General features: G+C 42.2%; 13 protein-coding genes. All 13 read left to right on the top strand.

Annotated elements, in window-relative coordinates; all coding sequences use genetic code 11:
• The first annotated feature begins 8 nt into the window (after positions 1 to 8).
• Complete coding sequence (gene nusA, locus H5180_RS12765) at positions 9 to 1,508, top strand: transcription termination factor NusA (RefSeq protein ID WP_145240434.1); 1,500 nt, start codon at positions 9 to 11, stop codon at positions 1,506 to 1,508.
• A 25-nt stretch (positions 1,509 to 1,533) separates the two neighbouring features.
• Positions 1,534 to 4,185: a translation initiation factor IF-2 gene (gene infB / locus H5180_RS12760; RefSeq protein ID WP_182758337.1), complete on the top strand. Its 2,652-nt coding sequence runs from the start codon at positions 1,534 to 1,536 to the stop codon at positions 4,183 to 4,185.
• Between the two features lie 111 nt (positions 4,186 to 4,296).
• Positions 4,297 to 4,755 (top strand): 30S ribosome-binding factor RbfA, encoded by a 459-nt coding sequence (rbfA, locus tag H5180_RS12755; protein ID WP_145240438.1) that lies wholly within the window; start codon positions 4,297 to 4,299, stop codon positions 4,753 to 4,755.
• Positions 4,739 to 5,689: a tRNA pseudouridine(55) synthase TruB gene (gene truB / locus H5180_RS12750; RefSeq protein ID WP_182758336.1), complete on the top strand. Its 951-nt coding sequence runs from the start codon at positions 4,739 to 4,741 to the stop codon at positions 5,687 to 5,689. The genes rbfA and truB overlap by 17 nt, the downstream gene beginning before the upstream one ends.
• A 108-nt stretch (positions 5,690 to 5,797) precedes the next feature.
• Positions 5,798 to 6,067, top strand: coding sequence for a 30S ribosomal protein S15 (gene rpsO, locus H5180_RS12745; RefSeq protein WP_016707659.1), 270 nt, complete (start codon positions 5,798 to 5,800; stop codon positions 6,065 to 6,067).
• A 353-nt stretch (positions 6,068 to 6,420) separates the two neighbouring features.
• Complete coding sequence (gene pnp / locus H5180_RS12740; protein WP_145240442.1) at positions 6,421 to 8,547, top strand: polyribonucleotide nucleotidyltransferase; 2,127 nt, start codon at positions 6,421 to 6,423, stop codon at positions 8,545 to 8,547.
• Between the two features lie 138 nt (positions 8,548 to 8,685).
• On the top strand, positions 8,686 to 9,564 hold the full coding sequence (gene nlpI / locus H5180_RS12735; RefSeq protein ID WP_182731379.1) for a lipoprotein NlpI: 879 nt from the start codon (positions 8,686 to 8,688) through the stop codon (positions 9,562 to 9,564).
• Entirely contained in the window at positions 9,548 to 10,759 is a 1,212-nt protein-coding gene (locus H5180_RS12730; protein WP_182758335.1) for a hypothetical protein, read from the top strand. The genes nlpI and H5180_RS12730 overlap by 17 nt, the downstream gene beginning before the upstream one ends.
• A 213-nt stretch (positions 10,760 to 10,972) precedes the next feature.
• Positions 10,973 to 13,765: a monovalent cation/H+ antiporter subunit A gene (locus tag H5180_RS12725; RefSeq protein WP_145240448.1), complete on the top strand. Its 2,793-nt coding sequence runs from the start codon at positions 10,973 to 10,975 to the stop codon at positions 13,763 to 13,765.
• Positions 13,765 to 14,112, top strand: coding sequence for a Na+/H+ antiporter subunit C (locus H5180_RS12720; RefSeq protein WP_145240450.1), 348 nt, complete (start codon positions 13,765 to 13,767; stop codon positions 14,110 to 14,112). The genes H5180_RS12725 and H5180_RS12720 overlap by 1 nt, the downstream gene beginning before the upstream one ends.
• Positions 14,109 to 15,626 (top strand): monovalent cation/H+ antiporter subunit D, encoded by a 1,518-nt coding sequence (locus H5180_RS12715; RefSeq protein ID WP_182758334.1) that lies wholly within the window; start codon positions 14,109 to 14,111, stop codon positions 15,624 to 15,626. The genes H5180_RS12720 and H5180_RS12715 overlap by 4 nt, the downstream gene beginning before the upstream one ends.
• Positions 15,626 to 16,162, top strand: a complete 537-nt coding sequence (locus H5180_RS12710; RefSeq protein ID WP_145240454.1) for a Na+/H+ antiporter subunit E — start codon at positions 15,626 to 15,628, stop codon at positions 16,160 to 16,162. The genes H5180_RS12715 and H5180_RS12710 overlap by 1 nt, the downstream gene beginning before the upstream one ends.
• A complete protein-coding gene (locus tag H5180_RS12705) occupies positions 16,156 to 16,425 on the top strand; it encodes a K+/H+ antiporter subunit F (protein WP_016707651.1) in 270 nt (89 codons plus the stop codon). The genes H5180_RS12710 and H5180_RS12705 overlap by 7 nt, the downstream gene beginning before the upstream one ends.
• The last annotated feature ends 6 nt before the right edge of the window (positions 16,426 to 16,431 follow it).

The raw sequence follows: 16,431 nt of genomic DNA, 5'->3' as shown, positions 1-16,431 counted from the left end.
CATAACCCATGGCAAAAGAGATATTATTGGTTGCTGAAGCCGTTTCCAATGAGAAAGCGGTTCCAAAAGAAAAGATTTTCGAAGCGTTAGAGTTCGCATTAGCGACTGCGACTAAGAAAAAACATACTGGTGAAATTGAAGTACGCGTTGCAATTGACCGTAAAACAGGCGATTACGACACTTATCGTCGTTGGCAAATTGCTGCAGTACTTGAAGATGGTTCACTGGAAAACCCTTACAGCGAAATCACGTTGGAAGCGGCTCAGGTTGATGACCCAGATCTTAAGATTGGTGATTTCATCGAAGAGCAAATCGAGTCAATTAAATTTGACCGTATTACTACACAAATGGCGAAACAAGTAATCGTACAAAAAGTACGTGAAGCTGAGCGCGCACTTGTTGTAGAAGCTTATAAAGATCAACAAGGCGAGTTAGTAACAGGTGTTGTGAAAAAAGCAACGCGTGACGCAATCGTATTAGATTTAGGTAACAATGCTGAAGCGGTTATTTACCGTGATGACATGTTACCACGTGAAAATTTCCGTCCTGGCGATCGTATCCGTGGTTTACTTTATGAAGTAAAACCTGATGCTCGTGGTGCACAGTTATTTGTAACACGCTCTAAGCCAGAAATGCTGATGGAATTATTCCGCATTGAGGTGCCAGAAATTGGCGAAGAGATGATTGAATTACGTGCAGCGGCACGTGATCCAGGCTCACGTGCTAAAATCGCCGTTAAATCTAACGATAAACGTATCGATCCGATTGGTGCGTGTGTTGGTATGCGTGGCGCACGTGTACAAGCAGTGTCGACTGAACTTGGTGGCGAGCGTGTTGATATCGTACTTTACGATGACAACCCAGCCCAGTTCGTTATTAATGCAATGTCACCTGCTGAAGTTGCTTCAATTGTAATGGATGAAGACACCCATTCAATGGATATCGCTGTTGAAGCTGATAACCTAGCACAAGCAATTGGTCGTAACGGTCAAAACGTACGTCTTGCTAGCCAGTTAACTGGTTGGGAACTAAACGTAATGACAGTTGAAGAAATGCGCGCTAAGAACGAAGCGGAATCTGATAAGTTAATCAACTTATTCACTGAAAACTTAGACATCGATGAAGACTTTGCAACATTACTTATCAACGAAGGTTTCTCAACCCTTGAAGAAGTTGCCTATGTACCTGCGTCTGAGTTTTTAGAAATTGATGGCTTAGATGAAGATACTGTTGATTTGTTACGCTCACGTGCAAAAGATGCATTAACGACTAAAGCACTTAAAACAGAAGAAAGCCTTGATGGTGCAGAGCCTGCTGAAGACTTATTAGCACTAGAAGGGTTAGAGCGTCACCTTGCGTTTGTTATGGCAAGCAAAGGGGTTGTTACGCTAGAAGACTTAGCAGAGCAAGGTATTGATGAATTAGTCGATATTACAGAGCTTTCTCCAGAGAAAGCGGGTGAGCTAATTATGGCTGCGCGCAACATTTGTTGGTTCGCAGACGAGTAAGTTATTAACGGAGGTATTAGAGACTATGGCAGAAGTAAATGTTGAAAAACTAGCCGGGGATATTGGTACAACTGTTGATAAATTGCTTCAACAATTATCGCAAGCCGGTATCACTAAGCAAGCGGGTGATAATGTAACTGAAGCTGAAAAAGCAAAGTTACTTGATCATTTAAGCAAGCAGCACGGCGGCACAGGCTCAGATGGCCCAGCACGTATGACATTGCAACGTAAGAGCAAAAGCACATTAAGTGTGACGGGTTCTACAGGTCAAGCAAAGTCAGTTCAAGTTGAAGTACGTAAAACACGTACTTACGTGAAGAAAAGCGCGGTTGAGCAAGAGCAAGCGCGTATAGCAGCAGAAGAAGCCGCTCGTCGTGAACTTGAGCAACAAGCTGCAAAAGAAGCAGCTGAGCTTAAAGCAAAACAAGACGCAGAGCGTAAAGCCAAAGAAGAGGCTGACCGTAAAGTGAAAGAAGAAGCTAAACGTAAAGCAGATGCTGAACGTGTAGCAAAACAGAAGCAGATGACCCCAGAACAAACCGCGAAGTCTGAAAAAGATCGCGTTGAAGCTGAGCGTCTGCAAAAAGAAGCAGAAGAGGCCGCATTGAAGAAAGCTGAAGAAGAAGCGAAACGTCAAGCAGAAGAGGCAAGAAAGCTAGCAGAAGAAAATTCAGCTCGCTGGAAGAAAGAAGAAGAAGAACGTAAGAAGCGCGAAGAAACCGCTGATCACCACCTTACGACTTCTACTTACGCACGTGAAGCAGAAGATGTTGCTGATGCGCGTGATGAGCAAGGCACACGCCGTGCGAAGAAAAAGAAAAAAGCCCCAGCGAAGGAGAAATTTGTTCCTTCGAGAGGCAAGAAAAGCAAGCTAAAAGCACCAGCTTCATTACAACATGGCTTCCAAAAGCCAACGGTTGACGTGAAAAACGAAGTGCGTATTAGCGAAACAATTACAGTTGCTGAGCTTGCATCACGCATGGCCGTTAAGGGCGCTGAAGTTGTAAAAACAATGATGAAAATGGGTGACATGGTTACCATTAACCAAGTGATCGACCAAGAAGCTGCACAGTTAGTTGCAGAAGAAATGGGCCACAAAGTTATCATTGTTAAAGAAAACGAATTAGAGCAAACAGTACTAAATGACCGTCATGAAGATGGTAAATCTGAGCCACGTGCACCAGTAGTAACTGTAATGGGTCACGTTGACCATGGTAAAACGTCAACGCTTGATTATATTCGTTCAGCAAAAGTGGCCTCTGGCGAAGCCGGTGGTATCACACAGCATATCGGTGCTTATCATGTTGACGTAAATGGTAACATGATCACTTTCTTGGATACTCCTGGTCACGCGGCGTTTACGTCAATGCGTGCTCGTGGTGCTAAAGCAACAGATATCGTAATCCTAGTGGTTGCAGCAGATGATGGTGTAATGCCACAAACTAAAGAAGCGGTTCAGCATGCGCGTGCAGCTGGCGTTCCTTTAATTATCGCTGTTAACAAAATGGATAAAGAAGGCGTAGACCCAGATCGCGTTAAGAATGAGCTTGCTCAACTAGACGTTATTCCTGAAGAGTGGGGCGGTGATACACAGTATGTGCATATTTCTGCTAAAACTGGTTTAGGTATTGATGACCTTCTTGAAGCGGTATTAAACCAATCTGAGTTGTTAGAACTTACTGCTCCAACTGTGGGTATGGCTGCTGGTGTTGTTATTGAATCTCGTCTTGATAAAGGCCGTGGTCCAGTTGCTTCTATCCTTGTACAATCTGGTACGCTTAACCAAGGTGACATTGTATTATGTGGTCTTGAGTATGGTCGTGTTCGTGCAATGCGCGATGAAAACGGTAAAGACATCAAGTCTGCAGGTCCTTCAATCCCAGTTGAGATTTTAGGTCTATCTGGTATTCCAGCAGCGGGCGACGAAGCAACTGTAGTTAAAGACGAGCGTAAAGCCCGTGAAGTTGCACTTTACCGTCAAGGTAAATTCCGTGATGTTAAACTAGCACGTCAGCAAAAAGCGAAGCTTGAAAACATGTTTACTAACATGACTGAAGGCAATGTATCTGAAGTTAATGTGGTACTTAAAGCAGACGTTCAAGGTTCAATCGAAGCAATCTCTGATTCATTGACTAAACTGTCAACAGATGAAGTTAAAGTGAAGATTGTAGGCTCAGGCGTAGGTGGTATCACTGAAACTGACGCAACCCTTGCTGCAGCATCTAATGCAATCGTGGTTGGCTTTAACGTTCGTGCTGATGCATCGGCACGTAAAGTAATTGAGTCTGAGAACTTAGACTTACGTTACTACAGCGTTATCTATAGCTTGATTGACGAAGTGAAGCAAGCTATGTCTGGTATGTTAGCACCAGAGTTCAAGCAAGAGATCATTGGTCTAGCTGAAGTTCGTGACGTATTCAAGTCACCTAAAATTGGCGCTATCGCTGGTTGTATGGTTACTGAAGGTGTTATTAAACGTAGCGCACCAATTCGTGTACTTCGTGATAACGTGGTTATCTACGAGGGTGAGCTTGAGTCACTTCGTCGCTTTAAAGACGATGTTGCTGATGTTCGTAACGGCATGGAATGTGGTATCGGCGTTAAGAACTATAACGACGTTCGCGTTGGTGACCAAATCGAAGTATTCGAAACAGTTGAAGTACAACGTACACTTTAATTGTTCGTAAGCTAAGATAATAAATGGGGGCTCAGCCCCCATTTGTGTATCCATTATTTAAATAACTTATTTATATTTCTCAATGAGTTATAATTTTTAGAGTAGAGTCTAATGAGAGAGTTTTCTCGTACTGATCGTGTTGCTCAGCAAATTCAAAAAGAAATTGCTGTTATTTTGCAACGTGAAATTAAAGATCCACGTTTAGGTATGGTTACAGTATCTGCTGTAGAAGTATCACGTGATTTATCTTATGCAAAAATCTTTATTACTGTGTTTAACACCCAAGATGAAGATGCTGCAAAGCAAAGTGCTAAAGTATTAAATGAAGCGACCGGTTATATTCGCTCACTACTTGGCAAACGCATTCGTGCCCGTATTATGCCAGAGCTTAAGTTTGTGGTTGATAATTCACTGATGGAAGGCATGCGTATTTCAAACCTTGTTGATTCTATTATTCGTGAAGATAAAGCAAAGCATGTAGATGACGAAGTTGATAGCGTAGATGATGCAGAGCATATCGACGAAACAGACAGCGAAGAAGGCACTAATACAGATGGCAAAGCGCAGTAAAGGCCGTCCAGTTGACGGTATTTTGTTGTTAAACAAACCAATAGGCATTTCATCAAATAAAGCGCTACAGCAAGCTAAAAGTGTGTATTTTGCACAAAAAGCGGGGCACACCGGTGCCCTTGATCCGCTTGCAACGGGTATGCTGCCTATCTGTTTTGGTGAAGCGACTAAATTTACTCAGTTTTTACTCGATACTGACAAAACCTATGTAGTTCGCGCTAAATTAGGTGAACGTACGACAACATCAGATTCTGATGGTGAAATTGTCAGTACTAAAGATGTCAATGTGACGGCTGAGCAACTTAGCGAAGAAATTGCTAAGTTTTTAGGTGAATCAGATCAATACCCGTCAATGTATTCAGCGTTAAAATATGAAGGCCGACCTTTATATAAATATGCGCGTGAAGGCATTGAAGTACCTCGCAAGTGCAGAAAAATCAACGTATTTAGTTTAACACTAGATGAGTTCGATGAAGCTAATAACGAAGTGCAAATGACCGCCCATGTTTCAAAAGGTACTTATATTCGCACTATCGTCGATGACTTAGGCGAAAACCTGGGTTGTGGCGCGCATGTGATCATGTTGCATCGCAGTGCGGTAGGGCATTACCCTGCTGACAAAATGGTGTCACTTGAGCAGTTAGAAGCGTTATTAGTAAAAGCGAAACAAGAAGAGCTTACGCCTTCTACTTATCTTGATGAACTATTACTGCCAATGGACACCGCATTATTTGGTCTACCTGTGGTTGAGCTCAGTAAAGAGCAAGGTAGTTCTTTTAGCCATGGTCAGGCGGTTGTACTTGATATTGAACTGCCAGAAGGGGCAATTAAAGTGCTCGCTGATGGTGTGTTTATTGGCACTGGTGAACGTAATCCTGATGGCCATTTAAAGTCAAAACGTGGCTTATCAAATCAGCAAGAAACAACAGCGTAAAGTTTAGCTTGTAGTTATTGCCGTAGCTGGTAGAATACGCCCGCTAATCGTTTTGGCTGAATTAGTGATCGGCTAAGACACCTTTTAAATTTTATTTTTGGAGTTACTATGTCACTAAGCAATCAAGAAAAGATCGATATCATCGCAAAATTCGCACGTGCAGAAGGCGACACTGGTTCACCTGAAGTACAAGTTGCACTTCTTACTTTTGATATCAACAAGCTTCAAGGTCACTTTGCTGATCACAAGCATGACTTCCACTCACGTCGTGGTCTGCTTCGTAAAGTAAGCACTCGCCGTAAACTGCTTGATTACCTTAAAGGTAAAGACATTGCACGTTATACTGCGTTAATCCAAGAACTTGGCCTACGTCGCTAAGAACTAGATTACATAGAAAGGAGCTTTATAGCTCCTTTTTTTGTGCCTGAAATTTCTCACTCTCTCTGTCCACAACAATTAATTCTCTTGAAATATCAAATAAAAGCCACATAGTTAGTGACAGCAAAGCACACTTTTTAGCGCGCCTATTATCACCACTTTTATCTAGGGACTAAGCTCGCAATTTTGCATTACTTTGTTATATACTATGCGCGTAGATAAAAAGGTTTATCTACGCTTATTCACATCATTGCCAATTGTAGTACTTAATTGATTTCCAACTGAATACAATTATGTACTGTAATTGGTACTTTGATGGCAACTTATTAGAACACATTTAAGGAACATTTTAAGTGCAAGCAATTATTAAAGAATTTCAACTAGGTCAACATACAGTTACCCTAGAAACCGGTGCAATCGCTCGTCAAGCAGACGGCGCAGTACTAGCAAGTATTGGCGACACATCAGTATTAGTTACTGTTGTTGGTAAGCGTGAAGCACAACCTGGCCAAGATTTTTTCCCACTAACAGTTAACTACCAAGAGCGTATGTACGCTGCAGGTCGTATCCCTGGTGGTTTCTTAAAGCGTGAAGGTCGTCCTAACGACGGTGAAACACTTATTGCACGTCTTATTGACCGTCCAATTCGTCCACTTTTCCCAAATGGTTTTGTAAACGAAGTACAAGTTATTGCTACTGTTGTTTCTGTTAACCCTGAAATTCAACCTGATATGGTTGCGATGATCGGTACTTCAGCAGCACTTGCTATCTCTGGTATCCCATTCAGTGGTCCAATTGGTGCAGCGCGCGTTGGTTACATCAACGGCGAATACGTACTTAACCCAACACTGAAAGAGCTTGAAGAAAGCCAACTTGATTTAGTTGTTGCTGGTACTGATAACGCAGTACTTATGGTTGAATCAGAAGCTGACGTACTTGCAGAAGACGTTATGCTAGGTGCGGTTGTATATGGTCATGAGCAATCTCAAGCTATCATCAACGCAATCAACGAATTCAAAGCAGAAGCTGGCAAGCCTACATGGGATTGGGCAGCACCTGAAAAGAACGTTGCTTTAGAAGATAAAGTAGCAGCAATCGCAGCTGATAAAGTAGGCGAAGCTTACCGCATCACTGATAAAGTGGCTCGTAAAGAAGCACTTGGCGTAGCTAAAGACGAAGTTGTTGCTGTATTAACAGCTGAGCTTGCTGAAGGCGAGTCACTAGACAAGCAAGAAGTTGGCAAAGTATTTGGTTCTCTTGAGAAGAAAATCGTACGTGGGCGCATCACTGCTGGCGAAAAACGTATCGATGGTCGTGAACCAGATATGATCCGTGCACTTGACGTAATGACTGGCGTATTGCCACGTACTCACGGTTCTGCAATCTTTACGCGTGGTGAAACACAAGCACTGGTAACAGCTACACTTGGTACAGAACGTGATTCACAGTTAATCGATGATTTAACTGGCACGCACAAAAACCACTTTATGCTTAACTATAACTTCCCTCCGTTCTGCGTAGGTGAAACAGGTTTTGTAGGTTCTCCTAAGCGTCGTGAAATCGGCCACGGTAACCTAGCTAAGCGCGGTATCCAAGCTGTAATGCCTACATTGACTGAGTTCCCTTACTCAATCCGTGTTGTATCTGAGATCACTGAATCAAATGGTTCATCTTCAATGGCATCAGTATGTGGTACTTCACTTGCACTTATGAATGCGGGTGTGCCAATTAAAGCGTCTGTTGCGGGTATCGCGATGGGTCTAGTTAAAGAAGACGAAAAATTCGTAGTTCTTTCTGACATCTTAGGTGATGAAGATCACTTAGGTGACATGGACTTTAAAGTAGCTGGTACTGCTGCAGGTATCACTGCACTACAGATGGATATCAAGATTGAAGGTATCACTCAAGAAATCATGCAAATTGCGCTTAAACAAGCAAAAGCTGCACGTTTACACATCTTAGGTGTGATGGACGAAGCGATTTCTGCACCATCTGAAGAGCTTTCAATGTTTGCTCCACGTATCTACACTATGAAGATACCACAGAAGAAAATCGCAGAAGTTATCGGTAAAGGCGGCGCAACTATTCGTCAACTTACTGAAGAAACAGGTACTACGATTGAAATCGGTGATGACGGTACAATCAAAATTGCAGCAACAGACGGTGAAAGCGCAGCAAATGCAATTAGCCGCATTGAGCAATTAACAGCTGAACTAGAAGTAGGTACTATCTACGAAGGTAAAGTTGTACGTATCGTTGATTTCGGTGCGTTTGTAAACATTCTTCCTGGTAAAGATGGCCTAGTGCATATCTCTCAGATCAGTACTGAGCGCGTAAATAACGTGACAGATCACCTATCTGAAGGTCAAGAAGTTAAAGTTAAAGTACTAGAAGTAGACCGTCAAGGTCGTGTACGTTTAAGTATCAAAGAAGCAATGGAATCAGCAGCTGCCGCAGCTGATGCACCAACTGACGCTTAATTGTTGATATTTAATCCAGATATTCTCTGGATAATATAAAAAGGGGCTGTATAGCCTCTTTTTTTATGCTTTAATGAAACCTCTTTGGATAGCACTTGTCCTATCAGTTTGCTACTTATCTTGGTATAAAGGATTTTAATGATACTTAAACACATAGCCTTGGCATCGTTTGCTATTCTGTCTTTAAGCGCCTGTCAATCTACTTCGCAAGCACAACCGACTGCGATTGTGAATGTGCCTTTCACTGCGCCTTTAGCGTCTGATTTTCGTAGTGAAATAGCGATAGCTCGTTATTCTGAATTATTAAATCGTGCTGATCTAGCGCCAGATCAACAAGCAAAATTATTTTATGACCGTGGCGTATTATTTGATAGTTTAGGTATGTCTACCTTGGCGCGGATTGATTTTAATCGTGCTGTGCAATTGAAGCCCGATTTAGCCGAAGTGTATAACTTTTTAGGTATTCACCATACCTTGATGCAACAATTTGAAAAAGCCTATGAATTTTTTGATTCAGCGTTAGAACTCAATGAGCAACACGAATATGCCTACTTAAATCGTGGTATTGCTCTTTACTATGGCGATAGAGCAAATCTTGCAGCGGCTGATCTTAAAGAGTTTTTATCACGTTCGCCAAGTGATCCTTACCGGGTATTATGGCTTTATCTAGCGCAAGCAAGCGCTGATCCTGTGCAAGCTATAGCAAACTTAAAAGCCAACGCACAAGGGCTGGATGATAGTCAATGGGCGTATAGTTTAATATCACTTTATTTGGGTGATATGAGCGAGCAGAGCTTTTTAACAAGTCTTGCCGATGGTGTTAAAACTGAACAAGAATATGCGCAGCGGCTATGCGAAGCTTACTTTTATTTAGCTAAAATATATCAAGCTAAAGGGCTTGATTATCAAGCCGCAGATTTCTTTCGTTTAGCACTTGCCACCAATGTGCATGAGTTTGTGGAATATAAATATGCCCGTTTAGAGCTTGAGTTAATGGCTGGTGAAAACGACAGTTAAATTATTTATTAGCGTTGTTGTTATGCTGAGTTTGGGATATTTACCAAGCTCAGTTAATCAGCATCGCGATATTGCCTTTTGGCATGTAAAACATACCCCAGATTCTATCCTTATTAGTTATTATCGTTTTATTGACGATTTTAATGCTCAGCTTAATTCATTGACTGATACCACCTTATACTTATTAGCTATAAATGCTGTTACGGATGCACAATTTGCTTGGGCACTGCGGTTACTAACAAATGATCAAGCACAATCTGCTTTACCTTTTTGGCGTGTTAGCGTGGCTCAGCAAAGTGTTGATAAGCGCCGCAGACTCAGTGCATTGTTACTGCAATCAGAACGTTGGGATGATTTAACATCACTGGCAGAGCAACACCTGTTGCCTGCAAGTCATGCGGCAGAACAATTAAAATTACACCATGGCGCCACACCGGCAAGTATTGACCAAAGCTTTGCCAGTCATGAGGGATTTTTATTATCCTTTTCACAGCTGCAAGCGCAACCGCAGTGTCAGTTTAATGTGTTGATGATGACAGATCATCGCCAAGGTTTAGCAAAACTTAATGCATTTAAAATTCGTTATCAACAACACCCCCAACCGAGCTCAGGCAGTTTTTGTTTTAGTAAGCCGATTTATTTAGGGGACTCCATAAACTGCCAACAACAGCCGCAACATGCCGCTAAATGTGATTGGCAGCCTTTAGCTCACAATAAAGCTTGGCCAACGGGCTTTGATTTTATAGTGATGATGACCGCAACTGGCTCAGGCAATGTGCAAGGTGGCATAATGCACTTAAACTCGGCGAGTTATTACGGTTTATTTTTACATGAGCTGATGCACTTTAACGGCTTTGAAGATGAGTATCCATTACCCGCAGAGAAGCAGGCGTGGTTATGTAATCAAAAAGGCTTGGTGGCGCCGAACCTTTTTATTGCCAATGATCTTACACCACCGGCTGGCTGGCAGCTAAGTGATAGCTGTCAAACACCAATTAAAGCATATAAACCAAGTCATAACTGGTCAATAATGCAATATCAACAAATCCCTTTGTCAGTGCATTATCAACAATTATGGTTGCAACAAATTACTGATCCGAGCTATCAACCACTACGATTTAGCGACTATTTTCAGCAATTTAAAGCACCTATGAACTTTATAAACAAAATGACAAAAAAAAATATTGAGGGATAAAGTTGTAAATAATATGCTGTCAGCACTAAAATAGTACAAAATAACAGCAGGTAGAAGGGCTTACTATAGACAAAATCGTCGCTGATCAGTATAACTATATACCTATAAAGCGTTTATTGAAGCTAAAATTAAAACCATCCGAAATGACCAGTACTAAACTAAAACTAACTAGCAGTGTATTGATACTCTTATGACTTCAAAAGGTTTCTCTCTATGACTTTGCTCTGGATACCCCTGTTATCCTTAATTGGCAGTGTTATTTCTTCCTGCACCGGCAAATTGACTCGTAATCAATCTACGAGCTTAACTATGCTAGCGCCTTTATGCGCCTTAGCAATTGCGATTTATCACACGCCAGCGGTTTTAGCGGGTGAGACAATTCGCTTTACCACTCAATGGATACCAGCGCTGGGTATGGAGCTGGCTTTTCGCCTAGATGGCTTAAGCTTATTGTTTATCTTTATGATCTTAGGGATCGGGTTGCTGGTTATTTTTTATACTCGTTATTACCTAAGTAATAATGACTCGATGCCAAAATTATACTGTTACTTAATGCTGTTTATGACTGCAATGCTCGGTATTGTGATGTCGAATAACGTGATTCAACTATGGCTGTTTTGGGAATTAACCAGTATTAGCTCATTTTTGTTAATCAGTTTTTGGTGGCATAAATCAGAGGCCCGCAAAGGGGCACGTATGGCATTAGCAGTCACTGGAGCCGGTGGATTAGCTCTACTAGGCGGCTTACTACTGCTTGGTGATATTGTTGGTAGCTATGATCTAGACGTTATTTTAGCTAGCAAAACATTGATCCAGTCACATGACTTATACGAAGTTGCATTAGTGTTGGTATTGCTAGGTGCATTTACTAAATCAGCTCAATTCCCATTTCATTTTTGGTTACCGCACGCAATGGCAGCCCCAACGCCAGTGAGTGCCTATTTGCATTCAGCGACTATGGTAAAAGCCGGTATCTTCCTGCTTGCACGTTTTTATCCAGCGTTAGCTGGAACAGATATCTGGTTTATTTTGGTTGCCATGACCGGCTTAACAACGTTATTGGTCGGCGCCTACATCGCTTTATTTAAGCATGATTTAAAAGGGCTGCTGGCGTATTCAACCATTAGCCATTTAGGTTTGATCACTTTATTACTTGGGTTAGATACTGAACTTGCCACAGTAGCGGCAATATTTCATATTATTAACCATGCAACGTTTAAAGCATCATTATTTATGGCCACCGGTATTATTGACCATGAAACTGGTACGCGAGATATGCGTAAGCTCAATGGTATGTGGCGATTTATGCCTTATACAGCGACACTGGCAATGGTTGCTGCAGCGGCAATGGCTGGGGTGCCGCTATTAAATGGTTTCTTGTCAAAAGAAATGTTTTTTGCAGAAACCTTACATCAACAAATACTAGGTTCTATGTCGTGGCTTATTCCTGTATTAGCAACTCTAGCGGCTGCTTTTTCTGTGGCATATTCGGCACGCTTTATTCACGATGTATTCTTTAATGGCGACCCAATCAATTTACCAAAAACACCGCATGAGCCTCCTCGCTATATGCGTGTGCCAATCGAAATACTAGTTGTGTTGTGTTTACTAGTCGGTATGTTTCCAAACTTTGTGGTTGATGGTATTTTGTCAGCGGCGTCGCTAGCAGTTCTTGGGGAAGCGACACCACAGTTTAAACTGTCAATTTGGCATGGTTTTAATTTACCATTGCTTATGAGTGCGATGGCTGTCGTGGGCGGTGTATTTATATATATTCAGCGCAAGCACTTATTTAAGTTTCAAGCATCACTACCTCCATTAAATGCTAAAAAAACCTTTGAGCGGTTTGTCTATACGATCATTAAGTGGAGTCAAGAAAAAATCAGCAGCACCGAAAATGGTTCTCTGCAACGTTACATTGTTGTGATGTTGGGGGTCGTATTGTTGTGTGCTGGTTGGCCATTGTTTGAAATGAACGCTTTGGCGGGTACTGCGCCACGTACGCCGATCGATTTTCATAATGCCATTGGTGCAGGTTTAATGATCATCGGTGCCATTAGCACTGTGATTTGGCATCGCTCACGGATGGTATCGTTATTGATGATATCAATCGTAGGGTTAATGGTTTCAGTGGCATTTACTCGCTTCTCAGCGCCCGATTTAGCGCTTACACAGTTAACCGTAGAGGTAGTGACAGTCATTTTATTAATGCTGGCATTATTCTTCTTACCGCAACGCACCCCTAAAGAGTCGAGTTCATTACGTATTTTACGTGATTTAGGGATTGCCTCAGCAGTGGGGGTGGTTATTGCCAGTATTTGTTATGCATTATTAACGCGTCCGCTTGAGTCAATTTCAGATTTCTTTATCGCCAATGCAAAAACTGGCGGAGGCGGTACCAATGTCGTAAACGTTATTTTGGTTGATTTCAGGGGCTTTGATACCCTAGGGGAAATCACGGTACTGGGGATTGCAGCGTTAGGTATTTATAAAGTATTAACTAATTTACCATTGTTTATGCCAGCCAGCGACAGTGAAGGTCGCCCTTGGGCGCGAGAACGTCATCCACTGTTATTAGCCAGTATTTCACAAAGTTTATTGCCATTGGCGTTATTAGTCTCTGCGTATATCTTTTTGCGCGGTCATAACTTACCTGGTGGGGGCTTTATTGCCGGGTTAGTCACTGCAATTGCCTTTATTTTGCAGTATATGGCTCATGGTTCAATTTGGATCTCTGAGCGCTTTGATGTGAACTATCGAAAGATCATTGCCTCGGGTATCGCCATTGCAATGTTAACAGGGCTAGGAAGTTGGGCATTTGGACGACCGTTTTTAACCACTTGGTTTGAATATTTTGATGTGCCATTTATCGGCAAAGTAGAACTGGCCAGTGCCATCGTATTTGATTTAGGTGTTTACATGACCGTAGTCGGCGCGACCTTAATGATACTCGCAAGCCTAGGTAAGTTAACCGCAGATACACCTAAGAAAGAGGTAAATATTTAATGGAACTGTTATACGCATCATGCGTTGGTGTACTGGTGACTTGTGGGGTGTACTTGATCCTAAGAGCACGGACTTTTCCGGTAGTATTAGGGTTAACGATGCTGTCATACGCAGTGAACTTATTTTTATTCTCTGCGGGGCGCTTAACTATTAATAAAGCCGTCGTGCTTGGTACAGGCACTGACTATGCCGATCCGCTGCCGCAAGCGTTGGTACTGACAGCTATTGTAATTGGTTTTGCAATGACCGCCTTTGTCGTGATTTTGGCAATTCGTGGTCGTGCTGATTTAGGCAATGATCATGTAGATGGTCACTTAGGTAAAATTGAACACAAGGAGCACAAATGATCCAGCATTTAGCTTCTTGGCCAATTTTATTACCTATGCTTGCCGGCATTATTTTACTGTTACCTCCCTGTGGGAAAAGTATTCCTATTCGTCGTGTTGCCTCTGTAGTCATGGCATTATTAAACACTTTCGTCAGTGCGCTATTATTATGGCAAGTTTTCCAGTCAGGCATTATTGTGTATGCCATCGGCGGCTGGCAAGCCCCATTTGGGATCGTGCTGGTTGCTGATTTAGTGTCAGTCCTACTGGTGTTACTAACGTCATTTCTAGGTTTGGCTGTTACTGTTTACAGCTGTATGGGAGATGATGAAAAAGGGGGCTTTTTTCATCCTTTAGTACACTTTTTGGTACTGGGTGTTAACGGTGCGTTTTTAACAGGGGATTTATTCAACCTGTTTGTATTTTTTGAAGTGCTGTTAATTGCTTCCTACTCATTACTAATGCATGACGGTGATAAACACAAAACGCGATCAGCCATTCAATACGTGAGTTTAAACCTGATTGGATCGAGTGTGTTTTTGATTGCACTGGGTATTTTATATGGTGTATTAGGCACCTTGAATATTGCCGATATGGCACAAAAAGTGTCGCAGTTACAGGGCGATGACGTCTACCTTGCAAAAATTGGTGGGTTATTACTGCTGGTTGTTTTTGCGCTAAAAGGCGCATTGTTACCACTGCACTTATGGTTACCCAATACTTACGCTAGTGCAATGCCTGTGGTGGCAGCGTTATTCGCAATTATGACTAAAGTGGGTGTATACGCAATGCTGCGTGTCTATACCGTTATCTTTGGTGATGAAGCAGGGCAACTTGCACACATGGCACAACCATGGTTGTGGGGCTTGGCCGTTGCAACTATTATAGTTGGCTCCATTGGTGTTGTTGCCGCGCAAGATTTACGTAAGCTCACTGCTAATTTAGTGATTGTATCGGTGGGGACGTTAGTCGCCTTAGTCGCATTACAAAACATTAATGCCACAGCGGCGCTGTTGTATTACTTAGTGCATTCAACCTTAGTGTGCGCGGCCTTATTTTTAGTGGCCGACCTGATCGCTCATCAGCGTGGTAAAGTTGCGGATCGTTTTGCGCCAGGACGCGGCGTAGCGCAACCATACTTATTAGGCACGTGCTTTATTATTGCTGCTTTAGCTGTAGTCGGCATGCCACCACTGTCAGGGTTTATTGGTAAAGTGTGGATTTTAAAAACCACCTTAGATAGCGAAAAAGCATTGCTATTTTGGCCTGTTTACTTGCTTGCCAGCTTTGCATTATTGGTCGCATTATCTCGAGCGGGTACTACCTTGTTTTGGGAACGCAAACACCAAGACTGTGAACCGACTGAAGGAGTAAAAGCGCATCCATTGCAGATCACGGCAATAATTGCTTTATTAATTTGTTCGCCTTTGTTAGTGATCTTTGGCGGCGCAGTAAGTGAATATATGATTGCTGCTGCTACGCAATTGCATGATATTACCGGTGGTATCAATACGGTACTTGGAGGGGGCTTATAATGCGTTTAGAATCACGTTTTCGTTGGTTACCAACACCTTTTCGCAGTGCATTATTGTTTGTCGTATGGCTGCTACTTAATAACAGCGTATCGGCAGGTCATATAGTGTTGGCTGTGATATTCGCTATTTTAATTCCTTTAGTCAGTTTTCCATTTCGCGAACCGCAACCGCTTATTATTAAGCCCGGTTTAGCGCTAAAGCAGTTAATTATCGTGATGTACGACATTATTACCGCCAATATGCAAGTCGCATTGCTTATTCTTGGGCCAGTTAAAAAACTGCGTCCCGCGTTTGTAAAAGTACCAATAGAGCTCAGCCATGCTATGCCTATAACTATTTTGGCAAGCACAGTATCGCTCACACCGGGCACCGTAAGTGCAGAGGTATATCCGATACCTGAATCTCTCGCTGAGGGTGAGCAACCAACGCAGCGTTATTTGCTTATTCATGTATTAGATTTAGATGACGAACAAGCATTGATCGACACCATTAAACAACGTTACGAAGCACCTCTTAAGGAGATATTTCAATGTTAGAAACGGTCTTTTTAATTGTTTTTGCAATGATTGGTTTATCGTTACTGCTTAACTTATGGCGTTTGGTGGTAGGCCCTTCGGTACCTGACCGCATTTTAGCGCTAGATACTATGTATATTAATACCATAGCGTTAATTATTTTATACGGTATGAGTATGGGCACAGGGTTGTATTTTGAAGCTGCACTGTTAATCGCGATGCTTGGCTTTGTAAGTACAGTAGCTGTATGTAAGTACTTGTTACGTGGCGACATCATCGAATAAAGGGTA

It is taken from the genome of Pseudoalteromonas sp. SR41-4, from assembly GCF_014163985.1.
GTDB lineage: Bacteria > Pseudomonadota > Gammaproteobacteria > Enterobacterales > Alteromonadaceae > Pseudoalteromonas > Pseudoalteromonas rhizosphaerae.
This window is presented reverse-complemented; position numbering and strand designations above follow the sequence as displayed.